This window comes from Halostella limicola, from assembly GCF_003675875.1.
In the GTDB taxonomy this organism is placed as follows: domain Archaea; phylum Halobacteriota; class Halobacteria; order Halobacteriales; family Natronoarchaeaceae; genus Halostella; species Halostella limicola.
The window spans coordinates 127,679-153,881 of sequence record NZ_RCDI01000004.1; the positions used below are offsets into that span (position 1 = coordinate 127,679).

28 protein-coding genes and 1 pseudogene are annotated in these 26,203 nt (G+C 60.5%); 21 read left to right on the forward strand and 8 right to left on the reverse strand.

Annotation, left to right across the window (positions count from 1 at the left end; translation table 11 throughout):
- Positions 1-70: 70 nt before the first annotated feature.
- Together D8670_RS17565 and D8670_RS17570 are read right to left on the reverse strand one after the other, a co-directional pair.
- Positions 71-919, reverse strand: a complete 849-nt coding sequence (locus D8670_RS17565) for an amidohydrolase family protein (RefSeq protein WP_121819427.1) — start codon at positions 917-919, stop codon at positions 71-73.
- A gap of 257 nt (positions 920-1,176) precedes the next feature.
- The gene (locus D8670_RS17570) at positions 1,177-1,800 is read right to left on the reverse strand and encodes an OsmC family protein (RefSeq protein WP_121819428.1); all 624 of its coding nucleotides are present in this window, start codon (positions 1,798-1,800) and stop codon (positions 1,177-1,179) included.
- Positions 1,801-2,242: 442 nt separating this feature from the next.
- Here D8670_RS17570 and D8670_RS17575 point away from each other — a divergent pair, with 442 nt between their 5' ends.
- The 3 genes from D8670_RS17575 to D8670_RS17585 all read left to right on the forward strand — a co-directional run bounded on the left by D8670_RS17575 (position 2,243) and on the right by D8670_RS17585 (position 4,021).
- On the forward strand, positions 2,243-2,980 hold the full coding sequence (locus D8670_RS17575; RefSeq protein WP_162994345.1) for a DsbA family protein: 738 nt from the start codon (positions 2,243-2,245) through the stop codon (positions 2,978-2,980).
- Entirely contained in the window at positions 2,977-3,522 is a 546-nt protein-coding gene (locus tag D8670_RS17580) for a hypothetical protein (RefSeq protein ID WP_121819430.1), read from the forward strand. Before D8670_RS17575 ends, D8670_RS17580 begins: the two co-directional genes overlap by 4 nt.
- An 85-nt stretch (positions 3,523-3,607) precedes the next feature.
- Positions 3,608-4,021, forward strand: a complete 414-nt coding sequence (locus D8670_RS17585; RefSeq protein WP_121819431.1) for a hypothetical protein — start codon at positions 3,608-3,610, stop codon at positions 4,019-4,021.
- Between the two features lie 169 nt (positions 4,022-4,190).
- Here D8670_RS17585 and D8670_RS17590 read toward each other — a convergent pair whose 3' ends face one another.
- Together D8670_RS17590 and D8670_RS17595 are read right to left on the reverse strand one after the other, a co-directional pair.
- Positions 4,191-4,769 (reverse strand): DsrE/DsrF/DrsH-like family protein, encoded by a 579-nt coding sequence (locus D8670_RS17590; RefSeq protein WP_121819432.1) that lies wholly within the window; start codon positions 4,767-4,769, stop codon positions 4,191-4,193.
- Positions 4,770-4,771: 2 nt separating this feature from the next.
- The gene (locus D8670_RS17595) at positions 4,772-5,017 is read right to left on the reverse strand and encodes a sulfurtransferase TusA family protein (RefSeq protein WP_121819433.1); all 246 of its coding nucleotides are present in this window, start codon (positions 5,015-5,017) and stop codon (positions 4,772-4,774) included.
- A 248-nt stretch (positions 5,018-5,265) separates the two neighbouring features.
- Between D8670_RS17595 and D8670_RS17600 the strand changes: the two genes are divergently transcribed.
- The 10 genes from D8670_RS17600 (at position 5,266) to D8670_RS17640 (ending at position 13,208) form a co-directional block, all read left to right on the forward strand.
- A complete protein-coding gene (locus D8670_RS17600) occupies positions 5,266-6,459 on the forward strand; it encodes an MBL fold metallo-hydrolase (protein ID WP_121819434.1) in 1,194 nt (397 codons plus the stop codon).
- An 8-nt stretch (positions 6,460-6,467) separates the two neighbouring features.
- Complete coding sequence (locus D8670_RS17605) at positions 6,468-6,959, forward strand: YeeE/YedE family protein (protein WP_121819435.1); 492 nt, start codon at positions 6,468-6,470, stop codon at positions 6,957-6,959.
- Positions 6,960-7,418 (forward strand): YeeE/YedE family protein, encoded by a 459-nt coding sequence (locus D8670_RS17610; RefSeq protein ID WP_121819436.1) that lies wholly within the window; start codon positions 6,960-6,962, stop codon positions 7,416-7,418.
- 21 nt (positions 7,419-7,439) lie between these two features.
- Positions 7,440-8,621 (forward strand): inorganic phosphate transporter, encoded by a 1,182-nt coding sequence (locus tag D8670_RS17615; RefSeq protein ID WP_121819437.1) that lies wholly within the window; start codon positions 7,440-7,442, stop codon positions 8,619-8,621.
- Positions 8,622-8,993: 372 nt separating this feature from the next.
- Positions 8,994-9,143, forward strand: coding sequence for a DUF7512 family protein (locus D8670_RS21135; protein WP_162994346.1), 150 nt, complete (start codon positions 8,994-8,996; stop codon positions 9,141-9,143).
- A 2-nt stretch (positions 9,144-9,145) separates the two neighbouring features.
- Positions 9,146-10,183 carry a sulfite exporter TauE/SafE family protein gene (locus D8670_RS17620; protein ID WP_121819438.1) on the forward strand — a complete coding sequence of 346 codons (1,038 nt, stop codon included), beginning with the start codon at positions 9,146-9,148 and terminating at the stop codon, positions 10,181-10,183.
- Between the two features lie 242 nt (positions 10,184-10,425).
- Positions 10,426-10,713 (forward strand): amphi-Trp domain-containing protein, encoded by a 288-nt coding sequence (locus tag D8670_RS17625; RefSeq protein WP_121819439.1) that lies wholly within the window; start codon positions 10,426-10,428, stop codon positions 10,711-10,713.
- Between the two features lie 29 nt (positions 10,714-10,742).
- Positions 10,743-11,624 carry a universal stress protein gene (locus D8670_RS17630; protein WP_121819440.1) on the forward strand — a complete coding sequence of 294 codons (882 nt, stop codon included), beginning with the start codon at positions 10,743-10,745 and terminating at the stop codon, positions 11,622-11,624.
- Positions 11,625-11,838: 214 nt separating this feature from the next.
- Positions 11,839-12,177: a pyridoxamine 5'-phosphate oxidase family protein gene (locus D8670_RS21760; protein ID WP_310732551.1), complete on the forward strand. Its 339-nt coding sequence runs from the start codon at positions 11,839-11,841 to the stop codon at positions 12,175-12,177.
- Between the two features lie 521 nt (positions 12,178-12,698).
- A complete protein-coding gene (locus tag D8670_RS17640) occupies positions 12,699-13,208 on the forward strand; it encodes a plastocyanin/azurin family copper-binding protein (protein WP_121819441.1) in 510 nt (169 codons plus the stop codon).
- 146 nt (positions 13,209-13,354) lie between these two features.
- On the opposite strand, the gene D8670_RS17645 is transcribed toward D8670_RS17640, so the two are convergent.
- Positions 13,355-13,723 (reverse strand): MBL fold metallo-hydrolase, encoded by a 369-nt coding sequence (locus tag D8670_RS17645; protein WP_121819442.1) that lies wholly within the window; start codon positions 13,721-13,723, stop codon positions 13,355-13,357.
- 200 nt (positions 13,724-13,923) lie between these two features.
- The gene (locus D8670_RS17650) at positions 13,924-14,103 is read right to left on the reverse strand and encodes a hypothetical protein (protein WP_121819443.1); all 180 of its coding nucleotides are present in this window, start codon (positions 14,101-14,103) and stop codon (positions 13,924-13,926) included.
- Between the two features lie 476 nt (positions 14,104-14,579).
- Between D8670_RS17650 and D8670_RS17655 the strand changes: the two genes are divergently transcribed.
- The 4 genes from D8670_RS17655 to D8670_RS17670 all read left to right on the forward strand — a co-directional run bounded on the left by D8670_RS17655 (position 14,580) and on the right by D8670_RS17670 (position 17,593).
- Positions 14,580-15,581, forward strand: coding sequence for a potassium channel family protein (locus D8670_RS17655; RefSeq protein ID WP_121819444.1), 1,002 nt, complete (start codon positions 14,580-14,582; stop codon positions 15,579-15,581).
- Positions 15,582-16,236: 655 nt separating this feature from the next.
- Positions 16,237-16,785 (forward strand): DoxX family membrane protein, encoded by a 549-nt coding sequence (locus D8670_RS17660; protein WP_233752263.1) that lies wholly within the window; start codon positions 16,237-16,239, stop codon positions 16,783-16,785.
- A gap of 21 nt (positions 16,786-16,806) precedes the next feature.
- Positions 16,807-17,079, forward strand: coding sequence for a hypothetical protein (locus tag D8670_RS17665; RefSeq protein WP_233752264.1), 273 nt, complete (start codon positions 16,807-16,809; stop codon positions 17,077-17,079).
- Positions 17,080-17,422: 343 nt separating this feature from the next.
- Complete coding sequence (locus tag D8670_RS17670; RefSeq protein WP_121819446.1) at positions 17,423-17,593, forward strand: DUF1059 domain-containing protein; 171 nt, start codon at positions 17,423-17,425, stop codon at positions 17,591-17,593.
- A gap of 11 nt (positions 17,594-17,604) precedes the next feature.
- Here D8670_RS17670 and D8670_RS17675 read toward each other — a convergent pair whose 3' ends face one another.
- Complete coding sequence (locus tag D8670_RS17675; protein ID WP_205254109.1) at positions 17,605-20,964, reverse strand: efflux RND transporter permease subunit; 3,360 nt, start codon at positions 20,962-20,964, stop codon at positions 17,605-17,607.
- A gap of 276 nt (positions 20,965-21,240) precedes the next feature.
- Between D8670_RS17675 and D8670_RS17680 the strand changes: the two genes are divergently transcribed.
- Together D8670_RS17680 and D8670_RS21855 are read left to right on the forward strand one after the other, a co-directional pair.
- Positions 21,241-21,921: a helix-turn-helix domain-containing protein gene (locus tag D8670_RS17680; RefSeq protein WP_121819447.1), complete on the forward strand. Its 681-nt coding sequence runs from the start codon at positions 21,241-21,243 to the stop codon at positions 21,919-21,921.
- A gap of 345 nt (positions 21,922-22,266) precedes the next feature.
- Positions 22,267-22,356, forward strand: a pseudogene (locus tag D8670_RS21855) (IS5/IS1182 family transposase); the annotation flags it as partial.
- Between the two features lie 321 nt (positions 22,357-22,677).
- Here the strand turns inward: D8670_RS21855 and D8670_RS17685 are convergent.
- Positions 22,678-23,031 carry an SRPBCC family protein gene (locus tag D8670_RS17685; RefSeq protein WP_121819448.1) on the reverse strand — a complete coding sequence of 118 codons (354 nt, stop codon included), beginning with the start codon at positions 23,029-23,031 and terminating at the stop codon, positions 22,678-22,680.
- A gap of 157 nt (positions 23,032-23,188) precedes the next feature.
- On the opposite strand from D8670_RS17685, the gene D8670_RS17690 reads away from it, so the two are divergent.
- Positions 23,189-24,067 (forward strand): universal stress protein, encoded by an 879-nt coding sequence (locus D8670_RS17690; RefSeq protein ID WP_162994347.1) that lies wholly within the window; start codon positions 23,189-23,191, stop codon positions 24,065-24,067.
- A gap of 1,055 nt (positions 24,068-25,122) precedes the next feature.
- A complete protein-coding gene (locus tag D8670_RS17695) occupies positions 25,123-26,139 on the forward strand; it encodes a sodium:calcium antiporter (RefSeq protein WP_205596933.1) in 1,017 nt (338 codons plus the stop codon).
- Positions 26,140-26,203 lie beyond the last annotated feature (64 nt).

Below are 26,203 nucleotides of genomic sequence, written 5' to 3' on the forward strand. Positions count from 1 at the left end.
CGCGATCCCCTCTGATCTCGGCTACCGGAGTGGAAGCGGGCGCCCGTCTCGTCTGCCAAGGCGACACCGGCTACGCTTCGCCGAGGAACTGTTCTGCCGCACCTCGGAACAGGTTCTCGAACGCCGTTTCCGAGAGGTCTCGACGGACTAACCCCTCGTATTCCCGGGCGTAGGCGTGCGGCAGGTTCGGATAGTCGGAGCCGTACATGACGCGGCCGGCGAGGTCCTCGAAGACGGCGTCGTCGATGGCGGCGGCGTCGAAGTCGACGTAGCGGTCGACGACCGGCGACGTCGCGAAGCTCGTGTCCAGATACACGTTCTCGTCAGCGCGGGCGATCTCGACGAACGCCTCGTGCTCGAAGGTACCCATGTGGGCACAGCAGGCCCGCACCTCCGGGAACCGCTGGCGGAACCGCCGGAACCGTTCGATCCCGACGTACGGGCTGTCCTCGAACATCGGCGCTGTGCCGGCGTGATGAAGGACGGGACGGTCGTACTCGGCACAGAGCTCATAGGCGGGATCTAGCCGCGGGTCGTCCGGCGCGACCTCCTGCACGGGGCACTGGAACTTCAGCCCGCGGGCGCCGCCTCGGAAGGCCGCCTCGACGACCGCGCGGACGTCGTCGGCGGGGTGGACCGTCACGAAGGGGATACACATCTCGGAGTCGCTCGCCTCCTCCAGCAACCAGTCGTTGAGGTCGGCGGCGATACCCGGTTCGTGAGCGTACGGTAGCGCGACGTATCGCTCGACGCCGTGCTTGCGAAGCACGGCCTCGACCGCCTCTCTGTTCGTCGGATGGTCGAACTCCCAGCCTGCGGCGTCGTTGAGCGCCTCGCGGATGGCGTCCATCAGCCGGTCAGGCATCAGGTGGGCGTGCGCGTCGATCGCGCCGTCGACGGGGATCCCATTGCTCGTCATTGACTAGCCTCTCCCTCGCGATCGCGAAAAAGACTCTGTCGGTTCTCGACCGCCTAACGCCACGCCGCTCGAGTGAGAACGTGCCACGAAAACAGGGAATCAACGACCAGAGTACCACTGGAACAGTTCTCCAGTGTACCCGCTTACGTATCGGTCACCAGTGATTAAAGCACTCTGCACGACTGCTGCTCATAGTCGGAAGGTGCGTAATATCGGTTGGGAGAAAAAAATCGCGCCCGCCCGTCCCGACCGTTCTCTCAGTGAGCGGGCTCGGGCGTTCGTTCCACGGTCACGACCGGCTCCATGTCGTGGGCGTAGCGCATGAGGCTCCAGACCGGAGACCGCTTCGCACCGGTTGCCAGAAGGTCAGCGTCCTCGTTCGAAAGGTTCTCGCCGCTCACCTCTATTTCGACCCGGATGTCGTCGAAGGCCTCCTCGGAACGGTCGATGTCGTGGATCATGAGCACTACACGCGGATCGAAGTCCAGCCGAACCGTCGTTTCGAGGTCGTCGAGTTCGATCTCGTTGGCTAGTGCGGTGACGCCTACGGCAACGTTCAGGCAGCCACTGAGTGCCGCAAGTGCCACTTCGATCGGCTCCATTCGATCGGTGGGGTCGATAAAGCCTGCAGCTTCCTCGACCTCTTTCCATGCCCCCAGTGGTAGCGTGTACTCGCGAGTCTCTCGGTGAATCTCTTCCCCGCCAAGCGTATATTCGTCGACGCTCGCCAGGCTGTGAAAGAGTCGCCCCTCATACGGAGCACGGGCACCGAGCTCCATCTGCACATCGTCGGGGTTCGCCGTCGCGTGCTCGACGAACTCGTGGAACTTCTCTAGATCGATCCCTTCTTTTACCGATTCTGTCGGTTGTGTCGTTGTCATTGGTTCTCCCTCCGTTCTAACCCACGGCAAAATCGCGTTGGCCCCGACCGCGCCGAACCCTCCGAAGACGTTCCGCTGTGGATCACCTTTAACCACGCGCTCTAAGGTAATGAATGTTCATTATGGAAAACTGGGATCTGATTCTCAGAGTACTCCATGCTGGGGACGAATTTCGTCGCTGGACAACCGACCGAACGTCTCGACGGGACGCAGGAGGCGGAGTCGCGTTCGCTCATCGGAACGCACACTGGTTCCTGACTGGAGATCACACGGATGTGGAGCAACCGAACGGCCCACGACGCGAACGGACACACGGCGCGTACGCGGCTGTCGGTCCAATGAACAGTCGCTTCCGTAAGCCCAGGCCCGTATTCCGCGGGACGGTCTCGCGGTGGCTCGACCACAAACCCGATAAATGAGGGTGCCGCATACTTGTACGTCAATGGAAAGCGAGAGCAATATTACACGGCGCCGGATCCTCGCTGCCGGCGGCGCATCCGTCGCTTTCGGCGGCGGGATCGCGTACTTCGCATCCCGCGACGGTTCGTCCGACCGGGAGTACGTCCCGGATACCTTCCACCGGAGTGACGAGACGACAGGGTTCGGCGTCGAACTCGCCGGACGACCGATCGCGGGGGAGCGGGACGCTCCCATGGACATCTACTACTGGACGGACTACCTCTGTCCGTTCTGCAAGCAGTTCGAGACGGAGACGCTCCCCGACGTCGGGACCGACTACGTCGATACCGGAGAGGCAAGACTGATCGTCCTCTCGTATCCCAACATCGGGGAGTACTCCACCCCTGCGGCGGTCTGGGGCCGCTGCGTCTGGGAACAGGTCGCCGAGGATGTCCCGGCGGCGTTCTGGCGCTGGCACGGGGCCGCGTTTGACGAGCAATCCGAGTCGGGTCACGACTGGGCGGACGATGAAACGTTCGCGGCCGTCACGGAAGAGACCGAACATGTCGCCGTTTCCGAGGTCAACGACTGCCGACAGACACGTGGCGACGCGGTCCGCGAGTCGATCGGGACCGACGTCGACGCTGCACGATCGGCGGAGATACGGGGGACGCCCGGCTTCGTTCTCTACAACCGCGAGGCCGATGCAGCGGGTAAGCTGGTCGGTGCGCATCCCTACGAGAACTTCTCGGACGCACTGGATCAGGTGCTAGAAGCGTGACGCCGAGTGTCGGGGACTCGGGGTGGGTCCGGACGCTCCCCGACGCGCTCGCGTATCCGCTGACGTCGAACAGGCGACTCCTGACCGCCGGGGTCGTTACCGTGCTGACCTACGTCGGGCTGGTGCTGAACACGTTCCCGCAGTTCACCGTCCAGCTCCTCGCGCGGGACCCGACTGACCTGTTCTACGCGGTCACGGTGCTCACCAGGGAAACGTATCTTAGCGTCGGCTGGCTCGGGCTCGTCCTGGTCGCGACTTACGCACTGCTCACCGGGGTCGCCGTAACGGCCGCGGTGACGCTGTTCAGCCGGGCACGGCGGCGGAGCGCGTCGACGGTGTTCGGGGTCCTTCCGGGCCTGCTCGCCGCCAGCTGTGCGAGCTGTGGGGCCGGAGTCCTCGGAGCACTGGGGTTCGTCGGCGCGATGGCGGCGCTCCCGTTCCAGGGAAACCTCCTTCGGGTCGGCGGGATCCTGTTGCTCGTGTTCTTCCTCGGGCGGACTGGCGACCCACGAACGTGTACGATCAACCTTTCAGACACATGAATCAGGATCGGATACTCCACAGCGACGGGGGGTCTCGTCACGGAAACGAGAGGCGTACTGAGCGTCGGGAAGGTGTTCGCAACGGATGACGTCGCTTTCGCACCCGCGCTTCTTCAAGAGTGCCGGCATCGGCGTCGGGGTTTTCCTCCTGTTCGGGACGGTGACCGGACTGATCCCGAACCCGGTCTACGTCAGGATGGTGGACCGGACGCCGGCCGATTACCTGTTCCTCGTCGCGACGTCCGCGTTCGCCGCGGCGTTCGTCTACCAGCGCTCGTTGGCCGCCGAACCGATCGGGGACCGTTCCGCGGTCGGCGGCATCGTCGGAGGGTTCCTCGCGTTCGGCTGTCCCATCTGCAACGCGGTCCTCCTGGCGCTTTTCGGTTCCTCGGCGCTGATGACGTATCTCGACCCGTTACGCCCGGTACTGGGGGCAGTGTCGGTCCTCTTTTTCGCTGGGCTCCTCTACTACCAGCGACGGCGGTGTGAGGTCTGCTGACCCCTCTTGTGCCTATCTGCTGTTACATCGACTGGACCCCACTCACAGGCGACCCACGTGACTTTCCTCATCCTGTCCGATGCGACCGACAGTATCGAATTGCCAGAGGTGTTACTGCTGCCGTCGGAGAACCGATGACGAAGAAGAGCAGCCTTACGGTGCGATGCGGTCAGACGAGGAGCTGGATGTCGGCGTCGGCCATGTCCTGCAGAGCGGTTGCGGCGCCGACGCCGGTGGTGACGCCGTCGTAGAAGTCGTCCTCGTCGTAGTCCATCAGGTCGATGGTCATCTGGCAGGCCTGGAACTCGACGCCCATCTCGAGGCTGGTTTCGACGAGTTCCTCGATCGTCGCCGTGTCGTTGTCTTCGATTTTCTTCTCCATCATCTTCGTCGTCACGCGGTCCATTCCGGGGAGCGCGCCGACGACGTTGGGAACCGGCATGTTCGGATTGCCGACCGAACTGAGCTTCAGGTCCTTCGAGCGCTCCTCGTGGAGGATCTCCAGCCCCCAGAACGTGTGGAACACGGTCACGTCGTAGCCGAAGGCGGCCGCCGTGCTCGCGAGGATCAGCGGCGGGTACGCCATGTCGAGCGTGCCCTTGGTGGCGATGATGCTCATCTTCCTGCTATCGTCCTCGCTGTCCGCCGTGGCCTCAGCGAGCGCGTTCTCGAGGTCGTCGACGCGCGCGGCGAGTTCCGCACGCGAGGGTGCGTCGTCGGCCGGCACGTCGGATGTCTCCGTGCTCATCGTCACTCGGTCTTGCGCACGTAGTGTTTGTACACGTCGTCGCCCTCCTCTTGGTCGACGAGTTCGACGCCGGCGGTGCCGGACGCCCAGCCGTCGATGTCGCTCATACTCCCCGGGTCGGTCGCCAGCACTTCCAGTACCTCACCCTCCGCCAGGTCGTCGATGGCGGATTTGGTCTTCACGACCGGCATGGGACACGATGCGCCTTTCACGTCGAGCGTCTCCGCGATGTCGAATTCCGTACTCATTGGTTGTCCGCTCCGTTGGTCTGTATTGGAGCTATCGCACAATATAGGGCCCATGGTTAAAAGAATGTTGGTTCTTGTGGTGAATCTGAACAACCATGCTCTATCCCTGTCGGCTTATATGGGTCAGTACCTCCGATTCGAGTGTCTTGGAGAGTGTGGAATTTGATATCGGGGTCCTATATTGTGTGGTTAGTGGATTACTATGCAAACCCTTTTGTACATCCGTCCGGTAGATGGGGGTACACGATATGAACGCCGAAGACTTCCCGACTCCCGACGTCGAAGTCGAAACGATCGCACCGGAGACGCTGAAGAGCCGCATCGACGCGGGCGAGGAGCTCACGCTTCTCGACGCGCGGATGAACTCCGACTACGATGAGTGGCGCATCGACGGCGAGAACGTCACCTCCATCAACGTCCCGTACTTCGAGTTCCTCGAAGACGACATCGACGAGGACGTTCTCGAACGGATCCCCGCCGACCGCGAGGTGACCGTCCTCTGTGCGAAAGGCGGCGCCAGCGAGTTCGTCGCGGGAACGCTCGCCGAGCGCGGCTACGACGTTAACCACCTCGAAGACGGCATGAACGGCTGGGCGCGCATCTACGAGGCCGTCGAGGTCGCAGACTACGACGGCGCCGGCACGCTACTGCAGTACCAGCGCCCGTCCTCGGGCTGTCTGGGCTACCTGCTGTACGACGACGGCGAGGCCGCGATTATCGACCCGCTGCGCGCGTTCACCGACCGCTACCTCGCGGACGCTGATGACCTCGGCGTCGAGCTCGAGTACGCGCTCGACACGCACGTCCACGCCGACCACATCTCGGGCGTGCGCGACCTCGACGACGACGGCGTCGAGGGCGTCATCCCCGATGCCGCCGTCGACCGCGGCGTCACCTACGCCGACGAACTCACTCGGGCCGAGGACGGCGATACTTTCGAAGTCGGTGACGCCACCATCGAGACCGTCTACACGCCCGGCCACACGACCGGGATGATGTCGTACCTCGTCGACGACAGCCTGCTCGCGACCGGCGACGGGCTGTTCATCGAGAGCGTCGCGCGCCCCGACCTCGAGGAGGGTGACGACGGCGCACCCGACGCCGCGCGCATGCTCTACGAGTCGCTCCAGGAGCGGGTGCTGACCCTCGACGACGACACGCTGGTCGGGGGCGCGCACTTCAGCGACGCGGCCGAGCCCGCCGATGACGGCACCTACACCGCGCCGATCGGCCAGCTCGTCGAGGAGATGGACGCGCTCACGATGGACGAAGAGGCGTTCGTCGAGCTGATCCTCTCGGACATGCCGCCGCGGCCGGCCAACTACGAGGACATCATCGCGACGAACCTCGGTCAGAACGAGGTCGACGACGAGGAGGCGTTCACCCTCGAACTGGGTCCGAACAACTGCGCGGCGAGCCAGGACTCGCTCGCGGGTGACTGAAACCGCCGATGGTGACTGACCCGCTCCCGCTGCAGGTGGCCGCCGAACTGTTCCCCAACGGGATCAGTCGCTACGCCGTCGGCGGGCTGCTCGTCGGGCTCGGCGTGACCGTCATCTACCTCGGCACCGGCATCAGCGCTGGCGCGAGCACGTTCCTCGAGTCCACGCTGTCGTACGTGTCCGACCGGTCCCGGTTCCAGCAGTACGTCAGCTCTCGTGATTGGCGGCTGGTGTTCACGGTCGGGATCGTTCTGGGTGCGGCCGTGTACGCGGTCGTGTATCAGGGCGGGGCGTGGACGACGGACGTCCAGCCGTGGCGACTGCTCGTCGGCGGTATCTTCGTCGGCGTGGGAACGCGCGTCGGCAAGGGCTGTACCTCCGGCCACGGCGTCTGCGGTGTCGGTTCGGCGTCGAAGACGTCGATCGTCGGCGTCGTCACGTTCCTGCTCGTCGCCATCGCGACCGCGCAACTCGTCGCGGCACTGGGGGTGAGCCCGTAAATGTCCGACCGACACCCCGCGTTCATGCCGCTGGTGCTCGTCGGCGGCCTGATCTTCGGGTTCGGGCTGGCGTACAGCCACATGGCCCGCCCGGAGGTGGTGCTGAACTTCCTCCAGTTCGAGGACTTCGGGCTGGTGTTCGTGATGTTCGGCGGGGCCGCGGTGACCGGGCTGACGTTCTTCGTCGCTCCGCGGCTCGTAGGACGGGCGCCCCTGACCGGCGACAGCTTCGAGCGGCGACTGAAGTCCTTCGACCGGGACGTGCTCGTCGGAGGAGCGATCTTCGGCGTCGGCTGGGGGCTGTCCGGGATCTGTCCCGGTGCGGCCTACGCTAGCCTCGGGATCGGTAACGTGACGATCCTCTGGGCGCTCGCCGGGATGTTCCTCGGGGCGTACCTGCAGGGCTACTGGCGGAGCCGCACGACCGAGACCGGTCCCGTGGCATCGGGTGCCGACTAACCCCGCATACTTCGTTCAGAGATGGATCCCTCCACAGTCGGACTGTTCCTGACCGCCGGATCGGCGAGTCTGTTCATGGCCTGGGTCATCGGGGCCGGGTCGAGCGGCGCGACGCCGTTCGCCCCCGCCGTGGGTGCCAACGCCGTTTCGACGATGCGAGCGGCGTTCATCGTCGGTATCTTCGGCTTTGCGGGCGCGGTCGTACAGGGGAGCAACGTCTCCGAGGCCGTCGGTCGAGGACTGATCGGCGGCGTGAGTCTCCCGGCGACGGCCGTCATCATCGTGTTGCTGATCGGCGCCGGGCTCATGGCGATCGGTATCAAGACGGGCTATCCGATCGCGACAGCGTTTACCGTGACCGGGTCGGTCATCGGGGTCGGACTCGCGCTCGGTGGAACGCCCGTCTGGCCGAAGTACCTCCAGATCGGTGCCGTCTGGGTGCTGACGCCGTTCGTCGGCGGCGGCCTCGCGTACGCCATCGCGAGTGTCCTCCCCCGGTCCGACGTGCCGGAGCGATACAGCGTCTCCATTCTGGCCGGTCTGGTCGGTGCGGTCCTCGCGAACGTCGAGTTCGCGTATCTCGGTCCGAACGGCGCGGCCGGCTCCCTCGTCGGGGTCAGCCAGCGGACTCTCGGGAGCGACGGGATAGCGATCCCTCTCGCAGTTTCGCTGCTCGCCGCAGCTGTCGTCGCCGGGTTCGTCACGCGAGACATCCGTCGTGATATGAGCGGGGGACTGCGACGGGTGCTTCTCGCTCTCGGCTCGCTGGTCGCGTTCTCCGCGGGCGGGAGCCAGGTCGGACTCGCCGTCGGTCCGCTGCTCCCCCTCCTCGACGGCCCGGAGACGGTTCCGGTGATCGCGATCCTGACCGGCGGCGGATTCGGGATCCTCGTCGGATCGTGGACCGGCGCGCCCCGGATGATCAAATCGCTGGCGCAGGATTACTCGTCGCTCGGGCCCCGTCGGTCCATCGCCGCGCTCGTGCCGTCGTTCCTGATCGCGCAACTCGCCGTCCTGCTCGGGGTCCCCGTCTCGTTCAACGAGATCGTCGTCAGCGCGATCATCGGGAGCGGCGCGGCCGTCGGCGGAAGCGACGCGATCGATTCGCGGAAGATACTCGTGACGGTGAGTGCATGGGCCGGATCGCTACTGCTTGCCCTGGCAGTCGGCTATATCGCAGTCGTCCTCCTCCCGGTCGGCTGAACCGTTTCTCAGCGAACCGGGTTCCGCAAGGCCAACCCTCGGGACCGTCACCGCTGTGGGTCAATTGCGCGCGTTCAGTTTCCTTCCGCTCGTTCTAGCAGACGACGCTCTCGTGGTGACTGAGAGACCAGTTCCCGGGCAACTGCCCGCTCGCGACACCGAGCGAACTTCGATCCGTACGAAAGAAGGTAGGCCGCCGGCTCGGTTCGAGCGATAACTTATGAGTAGCATACGTGACGCCATCTCGGAGTTACGGGGATATAGTATTGTACAGTAGTCCCAAAACCGTTTTCAACCCCTCTCCATTAGATAGAATTGTACAGAATAGTATGAAGCAGACAATCTCGACTGCAAGAGAAGAGGTGACGTACGATGATCGGCGTTGAATCGCTCGGCGGATGGTCCCAAGCAGCGGCTGTCATCGGTGCTGTCCTGCTGGAAGCGATCGTGCTGTACGTGGGATACGGGGCGTTAGAGCGATTCCTCGGACCGTCGATCACCGACGCGATTCGAGGTGACTGACGATGGAGATATTCGGCATCGCCGCATCACTGCTCGTGATGTTCTCCGGGTTCGGCCTCCTGATCGGCCTGCTGTTCGGCTTTTTCGGAATGGGCGGGTCGTTTCTCGTGACTCCCGCGTTGCTCGTGATGGGGTACGAGACCGATGTCGCCGTCGCGTCCGGGCTCGCGTTCGTCTTCGGGACCTCGGTCATCGCGACGCTGAAACACCGCGACCTCGGTCAGGTCGACTACAAACTCGGCGTGCTGATGATCGCGGGTACCACTGCAGGTATCGAAGTCGGCAAGCAGGGACTGCACCTACTGCAGGACCTCGGACTCGCCGATACCGTTGTGAGTGTGGCGTACGTGGGGTTGCTCGGTGGTATCGGGCTGTTCATCACTCACCGAGCGATCAGTGACGACAGCGGCGGGGGCATCGCCCACGATGCCGAAACCGACGGGGAGTTCGACGAGGAGGACGTCCCGGAGATCGCCAGGACGATCCAGTCGTACGAAGTCCCTCCGATGATGTCGCTCCGTGGCGGCGTGACGGTTTCGCTGTGGATGATCCTCGCCGTCGCGTTCGCCACAGGCCTGTTGTCGGGGTTCCTCGGCGTCGGCGGCGGATTCATCCGAATGCCGGCGCTGTTCTACCTCATCGGTGTGCCCGTCCCCGTCGCGGTCGGTACCGACCTGTTCGAGATCGTCTTCTCGGGCGGGATCGGTAGCTTCCTCTACGCCATCGACGGCGCGGTCGATCTCGCGATCGTCGCGCCGCTGCTGGCCGGGAGCGCCCTCGGTGCTCGGGTCGGCGCTGCGGCGACGAGCATCGTCGACGAGGACGAGATCAAGGTGTACTTCGGCGTGATGCTGCTGCTGGGCGCTATCGCCGTCGCGATCCGGAAGATCGGCGGCGTCATCGAGATGCCCGTGCTCGACGTGGTCGCACTGGCCATCATCGTCGGTGCAGCGCTATTGGTGAGTAGCGCAGTCGTCTACAGTTCCATCCGTGAACTCCGGACGACCTCCAACGAGACCGATACCGTCACAGCTGACTGAGGTGCGATCCGGCTGCCAGTAACGCGGTATTTTTGCACAGTTTCGACTGAGCACGCTTCGTGGGTGTCCCCGCTTCCGAGTGTTCTTCCCGGACGACCAGCAGACCGTACCACGCGTCATCGTCGACGTGATGAGGGATACCCGGCCTCTCGAGTTGTGTCTCATGTTCGTGGTTGGGTCTGGTTCCCTCTGTTTGAGAACTCGCCCCGTCGCTTATCGGGGTGTCTGGCGTACCACTCGGCATGGGAGAACTCGAAACCGAGGCCGAGAAAACGCGGTCAGAAATCGCATCGTACCTCCGCGAATTAGCTGCGCAGCTTGACGGCGGGGGAGACGTGACCGTTGAACTCGGCGGTCAGCAGGCACGGTTGAATCCGACGAACCCGGTGACCTTCAAACTGGAGGGAGAATCGGACTGGACCGAGGGCGAGACCGAGGCAAAACAGAGTATCGAGTTCGAGTTAGTCTGGTGGCGTGATGCTCGGACGGCGGACGAGGGAAGACTGGACATCAACACCGAGGGGGAGTAACATTCCTTGTTTCCTTGAACCACGTGACTATGTACGAGCAAATCCTATTCCCGACGGACGGAAGCGAGCCAGCAGATTCAGCCCTTGATTATGCACTCCAGATAGCGTCCGAACACGAGGCCACGATCCACGTCCTCAACGTTGCGGATACGAACCAGGACAGCCTCGTCCGGATTCAGGGGAATGTAATCGACGTCTTGGAGCAGGAAGGAGAAGAGATCGTGGAGGACGCGGCACAGCGTGCAACAGAACGCGGCATCTCCGTCGTCTCGGAGGTACTCCAGGGCGACCCGTACAGAACGATCGTCGACTACAGCAAGCAGTGGGATATCGACTGTATCGTCATGCCGACGCACGGCAGACGTGGGCTTCAGCGGTTCCTTCTCGGGAGTGTCACTGAACGGGTCATCAACACTGCGCACGTACCAGTAATCGCGGTCAGCCCCGATCGAGATCGGCCACTCACGTATCCACCTCAGCACATCCTCGTTCCGACGGATGGGAGTCGGGGTGCGGAACTCGCAGTAACGGAGGGAATTAACGTTGCGAAGGCGTCAGGGGCAACGCTCCATCTGCTTCATGTGGTTGAGACGGGGAACATCGGCCCGGATGCACGATCCGTCCTGAAACAGGGCGAATTGACAGAGCGGGCATACGAAGTTATGAACGAGGCTACCGAGAGGGTCGAGGAAGCGTCGCTTGATCCAGTCACCAGCGTGATCGAGCACGGTGACCCGTCGAAGGTGATTCGTGACTACATCGACGAGAACGGAATCGATCTCGCCGTCTTGGGAACTCATGGCCGAACCGATTTCAGTCGGTACGTCATGGGCGGTGTCAGCGCCAAACTCGTCCGAACGTCACCAGTACCGGTGATGTGGGTTCGAGAATCTGACTCAGATGATACCTGACTCCTGAAAGGGATGCCCCAGAGCAATTCCACTCCTTCGGTAGAATTCGACGTGTCGAGGCACAACTTTTCGCAACCGAGCCCGAATTATTCGTATGGAAGATGTCCGCTCGGTACGGATGAGTAGAGAAGAACGGAACGAGTTCTTAGGGAGTGGTGGTACGGGTGTCATCTCGTTCGATCCGCCGGACGACGGCCCTCCGTACTCCTGACCGATTTCGTATGGATACGACGCAGATACGGGGAATTTCTATTTCCGGTTCGCCATTGGTCCTGAAGACACTGGAAAGAAAGACTTCATCGACGAAGACAGGGAAATATCATTCGTTACGTACGACGAGACGGATCGTGGCTGGCGAAGCGTCATCGCAACCGGTAGACCGGACGCGGTTACAAAATCAGCACTCGACACCGAAGTCGCCGAGGCGATGCAGCGAGTGAGAATCCCGTTTGTGGATGTGTATGATAGTTATCCTCTCACGCCCGTGTTCCGATTTTTCCAGCTCATCCCGGAGGAGGTTACTGGCCAACAAGAAGTAGGAACTGGGGAGTGAGAAGCTCGAAGAGAGCGGGTTACATCTCCCCCTTAACATCCTCATCGCGTAATCACGCGCTGTATGCCATCTGAACTGGCTTCGAGTTCGTCGTAAATTCGGCTGATCCCTTGTGAATGCCAGCTTTCGGGCTCCGCCGACGAGGAGACGGCCATCGAAATGTAAGATAGGTTACAAACCAGTGGTCAGTGTTCAGTATCGTCCGGGTGATGGGAGCCTCGTACTTCGACTGGTGAGCGCTTTCGACTCGGATCCAGCATTCAGAAGCATATCCTCACTCCTGATAGACAGATCACTCGACTTCGTTACTTGTGCATCGTGTTGTCGCATTCACCCGGTCTTTTTCGACTGCCAGTGACGATAAACGCCACCTCTTACTCTGCGAAACGATGCATGATGGTTCCCGGCGGGGGGAAACGGATTTATCCGCTCACATTGCTCTTGCAAGCGATGAGAGAATGAAATCAGAAGGTTTGTCACCGCGGCGTTCTACGGGCAGAACTCGGTGCGGCGGAAACGAAATGAGCCGTCGTACGTTCGTCGCCGCGGGTGTCACCACGGCGGGAGCCACAGCCGGAACCGCCGTCGCGAACGCGACGCAGGAGACGCAGACGGTGGAACTGGTTGACTATGCGTACGAGCCGGGGACCGACGAACCGCTCGTTATCGCACCGGGGACTACCGTCCGCTTCGTGTGGATCACCGACAATCATAACATCGCCGTCGACTCACAACCGGACGAAGCCGAGTGGGAGGGGCACCAACCCATCGAGAACGCGGACTTCGAGTACGAGCACACGTTTGAGGTGGAGGGGGTGTACGAGTTCCACTGCGACCCCCACCAGAGCCTCGGGATGGCGGGGACGATCGAAGTCCGCGAGGGCGGCGCATCGGAAGAGGAGGGGGGTCCCGTAGAGGACCTCCTGCCCGACGAGGCGTTGACGGTCGGCATCTGGGCCCTTGGCGCGCTGCTGGTCATCGTGTTCTTCGCCTACTTCTTCACGAAGTACAGCGGAGACTACGGGGAGTGACCGTCCCGGGCGAATCAGCGGTGCGGGGATGCCGGTGAAAGCGGCGATCGATCGCATTCACCCCGGCGTTCACGCCGCGTAGTTGTTCGGTCCGAGATCCAGTTCGGTCGCCTCGTCCTCGATTTCGGGCGATTTTCGGCCGTTGTTCATCGCGATAACGTCCTCGTAGTTCGGCGGCTTCTCGGAGACGTCGACGGTGCGCCTATCGAGGAACGCCTCTCGATCGAGTCGCAGCAGGTCGAGGTCTTCTCTGAGAGTATCCCAATCGGGCCATAATCAGGTTGCCCGGCGACCCCGTGTTCGTACCGCCCGTCGGATGACACCGAAACGTGGCCGGGGAGGACGGTCGTGTGGTCCGGTAGGTCGAGGATCTTCTCATGGAGCGTATCGTTGAGCAGCGCCGCCCCGTGGGCGGCCTCGGCCTCGCCGAACTGGAGTTCGGTGCGTCCGACCGATTCGACGGACAGCGTGTCTCCTGTCAGTAGAAACTCGTCATCAATCCCGTAGTTCATCATCTCCCTGGTGTAGCCGGGCGCGTAGATCGCACGGACCCGGATATCTCGAGTTCGATGAGATCGTGATCGGTGACCGGTTCGTACTCGAGGTACGGTCGGCCGCCACCTCACCGAGGTGGTACGACGTACCGACCTCGGCGGCGAGGTCGTGGCCACCGGAGATGTGGTCGGGACGTGCGTGTCGAAGACGCCTTCGAGCGTCAGTCCTTCCGATACGGGGTGACTACGTAGGTGTTTGTCTGCCGCGTCGCGTCGAACACGGCGGTTGCGCCCGCCTCCCGAGACCCGACGTCGTTCCCCAGAGACCCCTTCTCACAGCACTGGTCCTGACGGACGTCGAGGTCGTCATTCGACGGTTCGGCCAGGACGATGACGTACACCTTCCCAGGAGTGTCACCGACTGTGTCTCCCGATTGACGATCCGACCAACGACCGTAATGAGGTCTGCGAGTACCGACAGTGCGGTTCGTAACCCGTGAAGTCGGTTTGCCGCAGCACTCCACCGCAGCAAGGATGTCGTCTGTCTCGTCTCTACGTTCCAAATCCCTGAGTACTAAGACGGTGTCGTCGGTGCAGAGAGGTTTGGGAGTTCTGCAGGATTGGGACTGAGAACTGCTTCGTTTCTGCGCTGTTCTCGGGTGTGTAGAGCTATGAAGAACGTTAAATCCGAATAGGTCGTACAGTAGCGTATGTTGCGATCCATGATGGACCAGAACCTGTTCTGGATTCCTCGTAACAGATCAGTTATGACCGCTGACCAGTACGTGCCTATCTTCCTCGGATTCGAACTCAGTGCTGCAATCGGTGGATTCAGGAAGCGAGGCGACTACCAGTTCCGGTCAGCAGGTAAACAGCGATGGATATAATACCTTTTGCAGTCGGTGTACTCCTCCTCGCCAGTGTCGTTATTGATCTCCTCTGGACAACGCTCTGGGTTGAGGGAGGCGCCGGACCCCTGACCTCGCTGTTGATGGTGTCGGTGTGGCGAACGCTACGACGGTTCGGAGGGGTAGAGTCACGAGCCCATACCCTCTCAGGTCCGATAATTCTCACTGTTAGCCTAACGACGTGGATTATACTACTTTGGGGAGGGTGGACGTTTATCTTTGCGAGTGGGGAGAGTTCTATCATCGATACCGTGAACCAAGATCCTCTGTCTTGGTCAGACTGGGTGTATTTCTCTGGATACACGATCTTCACATTGGGGATCGGAGATCTCGTCCCGCGAGAGGGTTTCTGGCAAATTATGACAACTCTCGCGACGGCGAGCGGGATGCTCTTTATCACACTCAGTGTTACATATCTCCTCAATGTCCTGAGTGCAGTCACGCAGAAACGGTCTTTCGCCAGTGGTGTGAACGGGCTCGGTGAACACGGTACTGAAATTCTTCTCACGAGTTGGAACGGCGAGGAGTTCGAGGGACTTGAGTTACCTCTGAACACCTTTACTAGCCAACTGAACATGCTTACGTCGAATCACAAGGCGTATCCAATCCTCCATTACTTCCACAGCAAACATCCCGGCCAGTCACCAATTGTGAGCGTTGCCATCTTCGACGAGACATTGTCGCTTCTCCAGTTTGGGTTCTCCAAACGCTCTCATCCGAGTAACGCTATTCTTAAAAACGCCCGGTCGAGCGTCGATAGCTATCTAGAAACGCTCCAGAATTCTTTCGTCGAGCCCGCTGATCGCTCCCCACCGCCACCCGACCTCGATGCGTTTCGAGAAAACGAACTTCCGACTGTCTCTGACGAGGAGTTTACCACCGCTCTTGAAGCCATGGACAAGCGGCGGCGTGCACTGCTCGGTCTCGTCGAATCTGACAAACGAGAATGGCCCTCACAGGACGATGAGTAATGAAGTATTGACGTCTTGTTTCGACACAGCGTAAGAAGGTGCTCTGCTCCACAGGATCCGAAATTGTCCATACACCAACTCCCTCCAGAAGGTGGGCGACAGGACGAGAACCGTGCCGCCTAACATCGTGACGATGGCCAGCGCCGCACGGTCGACGGGGACGTAAAATAGTACGTAGACAAGAGCTGTCTTTAACGGCCCGCATGCCGCGAACTGGGTATTTTCCTAGTGATATTGACGGGATATACCCCCTGACAGATGTATTCATGTGTGAATAGACAGCATTCGATATTTCGAAGTGCGGCACTATCTACCGTACAGCGAGAACCAACACTCGTTTCTGGATCCCCAAATTCCCGAACTCTGTAATCTTAGTTTCCTGTCGTCCGGTTATTTCAGAGGTGTATGGCGGTGAGAACGAGGTTTGCGACAGCCACGATGGCTAACCAAGGCCAGATACTTTGTGTTCGTTGGCCGGCAGCACCCTCGATTCTGCCAAGCCCAGCACGCATCCATCCCGTCGAGGCTAACCGGATTGCTTCTCGATGGTCTTCCACCTCACTGCTGATATTCGCATTCCTGCTAACGAAAACCCGACTCTTGGAACTAGGAACCACCACCACCATTTTTTAACACTTCTGTGGAATTCAATTGTGTGGTGAAGAATGCCATGTCAACACAATCCATCCGTACGAGGTTCCTCGGAACCGAGACGTCGTACTCGGTCTCGGGAGCCTGGTTGTCGTATTGGATCCTGCTGCTCCGGCTGACCGCCGGGTGGTGGATGCTCCACGCCGGTCTGGACAAGATCTGGGCGTGGCCCTTCGACGCCAGCTGGTTCGTCGGCGGGGCCGCTCAGGGCACGATTCTCGCTCCCTTCGTCACGCCGTTCAGCGACGGCATCCTGTTGTCGTTCGTCAACGTGGCGGTACCGCTCGGGCAAACCGCCATCGGTATTGGGCTCATACTCGGCCTCCTCACGAGGACCGCTGCCTTCTTCGGCGCCTACCTGATGCTCTTCTTCTACTTCATCAACGGCTACGGCGGCGGCTGGGCCCACGGCATGGTCACCGGTGAACTACTCGGGATCATGGTCTTCGGGACCATCGTGGCCCTTGGAGCGGGCGGCGTCCTGGCAGTCGACAACCGCCTGCGGGAGATGGAACCGTTCGAAAACACGCGATTACGGAGACTTCTCGGGTGACTAGCAATGAGTGACCTAACAATGGCAGACAAAATCGCCATGTACGTCGGCGGCGGACTGGTCGTCCTTGGCGTCGTCGTGATCGGCCTGCTCGACATGCTGCTGGGAGCCGGGCATCCGGTCAATAGCGAGGGTGCAATCGAACACGCTGCAGTGGTCCCCATCGACATCAGGGCGGGTATTATCCTGCTTGGCCTGGTGGTCTGGGGGTCCGTCGCCGTTTACAAGTTCGCCGCAGGGCCGGCGCCGACCGGAACGTCTGCCGGCCAAGCGCCATCCGGCATGGACGACTAGTTCAACGCCTCGGTCAGTGACGCCATTTGCCGGTATCTTTCCGTGGTGCTCGCGTTAACGTCCATCCAATGCACCTCTACGTGAGGATGAACACGATTTTCAGAGCGAACCTATCCTTGCTCGGTTTTTCTTCTGGTCGATAAGCGCTGTGTATTCAGCACGACCGCCGGAATATATATCTACTGAGGGTTTCAACAGAGTCGTTCCCCCGAAACGCGCTGAAAGAGCACGCAGTCCCTGATTTGGGCACCACCAGTCTCGTCGAACCCCAGCAGTCGAATACAGGATGTCAAGGACAGTATTCGGGAGATGGATTAACGAGTGTATGGCGCATATCGCACACATGGCGTATCAATTCGAGTGCACGGCCCCGGACTGCGTGTTCCTGATTCGGGCCGCGGACCAAGAAGAGGTCATCGCACAGGTCCAACGACATTCGGAAGAACAACATGAGAAATCCCCGCCACCCAAGGACGTACTCCTGGAGCGAATGGAGACCGTCGACGTCGAGTGATACTGCTGAACTCAGTCCCCTTCGAGCCAGACACGGCGAAGGCGGTCGACTTCCGTGGGCGTGACGTCGTCGCGTTCAACTGCCTCCTCAATGTCTACGTCGGTGACTGTGCCACGTTCGAGAACTCGCTGAAAGACGTCCTCGACGACGGTGGCTGTCTCGTCACCGTTGACCGAATGCAGACCGTCTCTGTTTTCGACGATACCCTCCAACGTGACTACGTCGCCGTCCGCCGCTTCTCCAGGGAGTTCGACCGTGTACTCGAGGGTCACCTTGGATGGTGACTCACCGACATCCCAGAACACGGTCACACGCCCGTCACACCGGTCTATGGTAACCGGTTCAGGGACGACATCGAAGTCTGCAATCTCGCCTGGGACTGTCTCTCGGAGGGACACCCGGCCGCGGACGTTCCGGAGTGAGACCGTTACTGGAATAGACTGGTCTGGCAAGATGTAGGGGCGGTGAATCGCACGCGTCGCGTCGAGATCGACCGTGAGTGCTTTACCGTTCGATTCCGCCGCTGTGACCGTGCCGGCCCTTTCCGTGGCCGTGTCATGCCCCATGAACCGCGCCCAGACGACCAGCAGACTCGGGAGGACGAACACGCTGGCGAGGAACGCGAAGACGATGGTCAGTGCGGTGATGAGGCCGAACGACTGAAGGAACGGCAGGATCGCGACGAGCAACACGGCGAATCCACTGGCGGTCGTCGCCGCACTCGACAGCAGGGCGCCGCCGGTCCCGGTCAGGGACTCGTGTAACGCCGTTGTAACCGTCTCCGCTCCGGCGAGTTCCTGATTGAACCGCTCGCTGACGTGGAGGCTGTAGTCCACGCCGAGCCCGATGGTGAGCCCGGTGATCATGCCAGTGACGATGTTGAACGGGATGTCCAGCAGCGCCATCGTCCCGAGCACCCACGTCAAGGTGAACGCGACAGGCACGATCGTGACGATGCCAAGTGACGCGCTCCCTTCGATGACCCGGTAGGCTGCCGCGAGGACGACAAATACCGATAGTAGCGCGACGACAAGACTCAGGAGCGCCGTCTCCGCGAGCTGATCGGCCGTGATCTGGTTGACGATGACGTCACCCGTCGCAATCGTGGAAACACCTCCCTCGTCGGCGTCGTCGGCAATCCATCCCATCTGGTCGCGGACCACATCGCCGTCGGCTCCACTGTCGACGGTCACGACCATCCGGACGGCCTGGTACTCACCGTCTTCCCGGTGGACAACATCGGCGGCCTCCTCGGGTGCGACCCGGTAGAGTTCGTCATAGACGGCGCTCACGTTCTCGCCGGGAATGCCGTCGCCGTCGGTGTCGGCGACCGACAGCGTCCGGTTGAACGACTCGTTGTCCGTTGCGACGCGGTCCATCACTGTGATCGGGTCGGTCACTGCGGGCTTACCGTCGGCGTACGTCTCCGTCGCCGACATGTCGCTAGCGTTCGTGCGTGCGGCATCGAGCCGGTCGAGTGTCGCGGGATCAGTCACGTCGCCTCTGACGAGTATCGTGGCTGTGGTGTCCTGTCTGACGAAGTCCTGGTCGAGCGTGTCGATTGCCGTCTCCGCCGTGTACGTCCTTGGCGCGATCGGATCAGGGAGGTCCTTCAGCCAGTCGTCGGGATCCTCTGCGAGGAAATCTGACTGCTCGAAACTGGCGTCGATATCCGTCGCTCCGTAGGCTCCCGCGCCGCTGACGAGAAGCGCAACGGCGATGACGACGTAGGGAACCTTCGTCGCGAGCGTCGCACCCGTATCGAGGAGGCGATTGACCGGCCCGCCTCCGGTTCCGACGGCAGGTTTCACCCGGTCGATTCCCCGGCCTTCGAGCAGTTCGTCGAGTTCGACTTTCAGAGCCGGAACGAGGAGGCCGAAGACGAGGAGCGTGGCCACGATGCCGATGGCGCTGACGACGCCGAGTTCGCGGAAGACCGCGAGCGGGCTCGTGAGATTCGAAAGGAACCCGATGACGGTCGTCGTGGTGACGTAGACGAGTGCGACCCCAACACTCCCGAGCGCGACAGCCATGGCACGACTGGGTGGTGTCTCGCTGGACCCGCGGGCCTCGCGATATCGCATCACGACGTGGAGGCCGTAGTCGATAGAGAGACCGGTCAACAGGACGAGCACGACGATGAACGGCTGGCTGAACGCGATGTCGAACCACCCCATCGCACCGAACGTCCACACGAGGACGAGCGCGATCCCGAGGAGGCCGAGCAGGATGTCGAGCAGGTCCCGGTAGACGACCCCGAGCACGAGCAAGACGAACGCGACGGCGAGCGGGCCGACCAGCAGGACACTGTCGATCATCGAGTCCATGATCTCCGTGGACACGATCCCGTCGCCGTAGACCAGGACGGACATCGAGTCGTCGTTCGCCGCCAGGCCCGTCATGGCGGTCTGCGCGTCTTCGATCTCATCGGGCGCGTCACCGGGCGCGAACGACCCGCCCGCTGTCTCCTGGGTTACGACGAGCAGCGTCGCGTTTGTCTCAGTAGATCCTGATTCGTAGTAGTCGGGCATGAAGGCGAGTGCTCGTGCCGACTGGTTCGAATCTCCGCTCAGTACGTCCGCGACGAGGGTATCGATTTCCGAATCGTTCAGCGACTGGAGTTCCTCGGTCTGATCCTCAAGTGTGGGGTCAAGGTTCGCTATCTCCCGCCTGTCCTCGGCGAGGCTTGCGTACTCGTCCGTGAGTATCTGTTCCGTGACGTTCCTCGTACTATCTCTCGTCTCGTTTTGACCCGCAGCTGTTTCGGTTCTGTTGGTCGTTGCGTTTCCGTCAGTCGCTTCGCGTCGCTCCTCGACAACGTCTGCGAACAGAGCGTAGTCCTCCTCCGTGAGAGTCACTGACGTGTTGGCGTCGACGGCACCGAACGCGGGTCGGACGCTCGCGTTCGGGTTGCTTGCGAGCAAATCAAGGGTATCCGCAAGGACCGCCTCTGACCTGGCCAATTCGCGTTCGCGGGTCTGGAGGTCAGCAGCCCGGTCGTCGCGGATCGCGGCGGTCGCGATTAGGTTCGCGACGCTTTGGGTGGAGTCGTTCTCGACGAGTGTCTCGTTGATTGTTTCGTTGGTCTGGAGCGCTCGCTCGTATTCGATCATGGAGACGAGCGTCTCCTTATCGAGGACGTCGTCGTCTTGGACGATGACCTGTGCGGACGTTGTGTCCGTCGTCTCGCTAGAGAAATTTCCGTCGACGTAATCGAGCGCATCAGCCTCGTCGGCGTCGGTCTGGAACTGGTCGAGCGATGTCGAGCGGTCGACCATTGGCACTCCAGCGGCGACGACCGCGGACGCGACGAGCATGACCGCAATGACGAGCCGAGCATTGTCCGTGATCCACTCGCTCGTGTCGAACATTACTGAAGACTCACCCCTGGTTTCGAAGACGTGGACGAGACATGAGACGCAGCAGTTGCCACCCCACGCGTGACGCGAGACAGTTTTCCGTCAACAGAAGTCCGGACGACGGGAAACTGAAAGTCCGGTCCTATTGCCACGTATTCGTGGTGTATCGACATTACGTGTCTGTATACTCCTCGGCCGGTTAGTGATCAGTACGAATCATCGAGAAGTACCCTAATATATTCGCAATTGCCGCTACTATAAGTGGTCGGTTAGAGTTACCTACCGACGATGCCACACGCGAAACTCGCGATAGATCTTCCAGATCACACCTGGATTGGTGACCTCTCAATCGCTCATCCGGAGGTAGTGTTTCAGGTCGTCACGAGTATCCCAGGTGAAGGAACCGGTATTGGACTCGTTCGACTCATTGCGACCGACCCGCTGCCTATCATCACCGACATTCAAGTTCGTGATGACGTCGAGGACCTTGAACTGCTTTGGAAACACGACGACGAAGCGCTCCTCCAGATACAGACGGCGAATCCGCTCCCGCTTCTCCCGGTCTGGCGGGCCGGTGTGCCGCTCAAGATGCCCTTCGACATTCAGGATGGGGAGGCCACGTGGGAGGTGACGACATCGACGAGTCGCCTCTCGAGCCTCCGCGACCACCTCGACGATTTGGGCATCGGATTTTCTATCGAGTACGTTCGTGAGATCGATGCGAGCCAGGCTGACCAATTGTTGACTAACCGCCAGCAAGAAGTACTGATGGCCGCCGTCAAAGCCGGTTACTACCGCGCACCACGGGAATCGACGTTAGGTGATGTGGCCGAGACGCTCGGCGTCGCGAACGCAACATGTAGCGACGTACTCCATCGTGCCGAGGGTCACATCATCCACTGGTTCGTCGAGGAGCACATGGAAGCGTATGATGTCGGGCCTCACATGAGTTCTAAGTTTAATGAATAGAACAGATCCGTTCGATGCGGTTCGGGAGCTAAAGGTCGTTTGAGAAGTCCCGGTAGCGTTTCTGACAAGCGATCGCGTACGAACCCTCGACTTCGATCTCACCAGGGAACGTGCAGATTTCATCGGTGATCTCAGACTCGGGATCGAGAGAAACCGTCGCTTCCCCAGCGTCTGCAATGATCCCGATCTGCAATCCATTGTCGTTGATCGCGGGCTTTTCGGTATGTCTGAGGTCGAGTAGTCGACTTAGTTTGTTATTAGTGGCAAGTGAAGCGCGTAGGATATGGAAAACTGTTACCTGGTTGATGGGGCGTCGGCTTGTTCCACAGCCGTCATTTCAACCGCTACCGTTGCCGAAACATGAACGAGACAGTCAACGCGGCGATCAACCAGCAGTTCGGAGCGTTCGTACGGTCACGCCGGTGGTGGAAGTAGTTCCGCGAACTCGTCATCAAATGCGTCGCTCACAATTTGGAACGAAGCCTAGCCGTTTCGCATGAATAGTGCGGATGTCCCTATTGCTGAGAGGAATGAACTGCTGGATATAGAGGTGCATTCGGCAACGGACAGAGATACTTGCGATGGTAGTCCATCGGGTCTTCCGGGTGGCTCAGCAGATCAGTTCGGACCGACTGCGGCGGTTTCATCAACGTCAGGACGTTCAGTCGTCGAGATCCTCGGCTTCGAGAATCAGTTTAGTGTTTTCCCGCGTCGCGTTCGCATTCCGTTCGAGGTAGCGTCGCAGAAGCGAGCCCGTCAGTCGCCCAAGAAGGCCAAATCCAGGTGGTTCGATTTCGTTTGTAAAGGCATATCGTGTTTGCTCGTCCTCGCTCGACAGTTCATACGTTGTGCGAGCGTCGACATCGTCCTCGACTTCGAAGACGCGTCGATTCGGCGGGACGAAGTTGATGTCTCGTGCCCGTGAAGGTTTCTGCCGAGCATCTGGAATGTGAACTCCGCCTCGTGACCGCCGTTCGGGAGCTCTTCGACACCAGTGACATCGATGATGCTCGGATTCATCGTGGAGTGGTTTTCAGGGGCACCCACGTACTTGAAGACCGTTTCGAGGGGGGCGTCGATGAGAATGTCCGCTTTTGATGGTTTGCACATCTCTATACTGTAGCCTCTGTGACAACATCAAAATAGCGGTGATGGGATCAAACACATGCTAACGCTGGATCAGCGCTATACAACGATGCCTGCGCCCACGAACTCGGGATGGAATCCTGAACATGGACTTAACCTCCTGCGGATGAATCTCTCACCTATGACTGGCCTTGACCGAATTCTCGTCTGTGTGGATGGGAGCGACTGCGCACTTCGCGCGGCGAAGTACGGGATCGAACTCGCCAAGGTCCACGGGGCTAGCGTCGACGTGTTACACGTCATTGAGCGGGGTCGAAGGGTTGCGCGCGAACCCAAGGGACTGAGCAAACGTCGGAGAGAAGCAGGTGAGGAGTACTTGGACGAGGTGGGAGATCTCGCTATCGAAATCGGCTACGACGTTGATACCCATCTAGAAGAAGGAGTCCCCCACCGTCGAATCACCGAATATGTGAGGGAGAACGATGTTGACATAGTTGTAATGGGGCGTCGCGGGCGGTCGAAGTTGGCGGAGAGGCTGCTCGGCGGCGTCACTGAACGTGTACTTCGACGTACAGATCGGCCGGTGCTCACCGTTCCAGCCGCCGAAGGCGCCTCCGGATCGGCGGTGGAACGCGTCCTCCTACCGACGGACGGTAGTGACAACGCGGTACAGGCGGTACCCGTAGGGACGGAAATCGCCGGACAACACAGTGCAACGATTCACGTTCTCACCGCGGTGGATGTCGCGGCGGAGGCGGGTCTATTCGACGCTGGCGGAGTTGACCGGGAGTACATCGAACGGTTGGAGGCCGATGGACAGGAGGATGTCGATGCGGCTGCAGAGCGCATCCGGTCTGCGGACTCCGGCGTCGTCATTGAGACCGCTGTCATACGCGACACGCCACATGTGGCGATCCGAGAGTACGTCGAGGAGAACAATATAGACCTCATCGTCATGGCCTCAGAGGGTACGTCCGACCTTGCCGGGCAGGTACTCGGAAGCGTCGCGGATCGCGTACTCAGAACCGTCGACGTCCCAGTCTTGATAATCGTCATCTGACCGTGGCTAATCAGAAGGTAATGCTGCGATGGCGTTGTCGCGATACGCTCTCGACAGACATTAGCTTAATCGGATAAGAGTCACGCGAACCGGTGACCGAAATGCGACGGCTTCCGTGACACCACCGAACAGTATTCGGCATCCTAGGCGAGATCCGACCGCTAATCCTCGAGGAGTTCGGTCAGGAAGAGACCACACGTATGTGCTTGACCTCGGAGTAGAGGTCCCGTACACGGCGATCACCGCCGTATGACTACAGCGAAGGCGGCCCTGGAGGTATGTTTTTGCCGGCGCTCTGGTAGTGCTGGCGGCGCTGTTGGCGCCGATCCTTCTAGCCATCACCCTCAGCGACGTGCTGGATAACGTTGTGTCGCTGACATTGCCGCTGATCCTTGGTACTGTCCTCCCGCCCAGCGGTCTTCGCCATCAGGTACCTCCGCACACTCGACTAATACGAACGAGGTGGCACTCTGACGACGGACGGAGGGTGGACTCGTACCTCCCATCGGGTCTCGCTTTCTCTCCCGTACGTTCTTGCTTCCCTCCCAACGCTGGTGCTTCTAGCGTGCAACATTGTTGTGTATGAATCGACGATGTCGAAACCGTCGTAATCATTGTCGATCCCGGGACAATATTATCGGGAGTTGATATCTCACCCTTACCGAGATTCCCTGGGACGTGAGCAAGCAGTTCGACCGAGTGCTGAATGCACTCTCTTCCGAATCAGTTGCCTGACGCTGCGTCGCCTGCGGTGTGTTCTCAGTAGGAACTGAGACCGATAATCACCTATTTTTTATCATGGATAGCCTTCCGTCTCATCAGTTCTATTCGAATCTACTCAGTACCGATGCTCCGTTCGACGAACCTCATAGACTTTTGCCGTTAACAGTCATCCTCCGAGTCACAAATGTCCGGTGAAGAAATATGCGAAACGCACGTATGGGCGTCCGTGGGGGTCGTCACCCGGAACGGGGCAGTCTGCCGGATCTGGGAGTGCGAGCAGTGTCCGGTTTGGACCGCGGAGCCGTTTGATCCTGACTTCGAACAAAACTGGAGTGACACGTGGCTATCCGAAGGTTGATATGCAGGTTTCAGGTGAGCTACTGACCCAGATCTCCATCGGTGCAGTTGCCCTGTACGCCTTGGTCACAGCCGCGAGTCGGGCGATCGATCGGCTGTTGGCACTCGCCGAGTACTATGATATTGACGAGGTTCTGATGGGGATGACCGTCCTCGCGGTGGGAACGGGCTTGCCCGAACTGAGCTCACACCTGATCGCGTCGCTGGGGATTCTCTCTGGAACCCTCGACTACCAAGTCACCTCCGCCGTCGTCATCGGCGGGAACACCGGTTCCTCGACCGTCCAGCAGTTTCTGCTCGTCGGCGTCCTCCTCATTGGGTACGGGAGTATACAGCTTACGCGAACGTTCATCCGCGAGAGCTACGTCCCGATGCTGGGCGCGTTCGCCGTGACGATTCTCGTGGCTTGGGACGGGTCGATCAGCCGGCTGGACGGTGTGGTCCTCTTCGTGCTGTACCTGGGGTACGTTGGCATCCGAGTGTCTCGTCGAGAGCAACTCCCGACGCTCAGGGAACGACCGAGTCTGAATCCCCGCTGGGATATCCTCGTTGCCACAGGTCTGCTCATCCTCGTTCTTCTTTCTGCGTCAATCATGCTGTCAGTCGTGGAATTGATCGTGAATACGCTGGCTCTCGGCGGGTCGACGATCGGCGTCATGACTATCGGTGTGGCCGCTGCGCTCCCAGAACTGACCGCCGTGATCGACTCGATTCGCCGTCGGGCACCGAATCTCGCGCTTGGGACCCTCATTGGGAGCAATATTGTCAACCCCCTCGTCGGCATTGGGCTGGGTGGTGCAGTATCGACCTACTACGTGCCGCCCGCCGTCATCCTCTGGGACCTTCCATTCAAGCTAATCGTGGGCGCCGGCCTCCTCATCTGGACGCTGTACTGGCGTGACGGTGAACTCACCCGACGGGAGGGGGCCTATTTGTTGGGGTTGTACGTCGTGTTCGTGACAGGCCGGCTGTTGTTGTTCTCAGGCCAGTAGTGGTTCGTACCGCAATAGTGGTTCTCGGCGCCGATTTTTGACTAGATGAAGTATCGCCACAAAT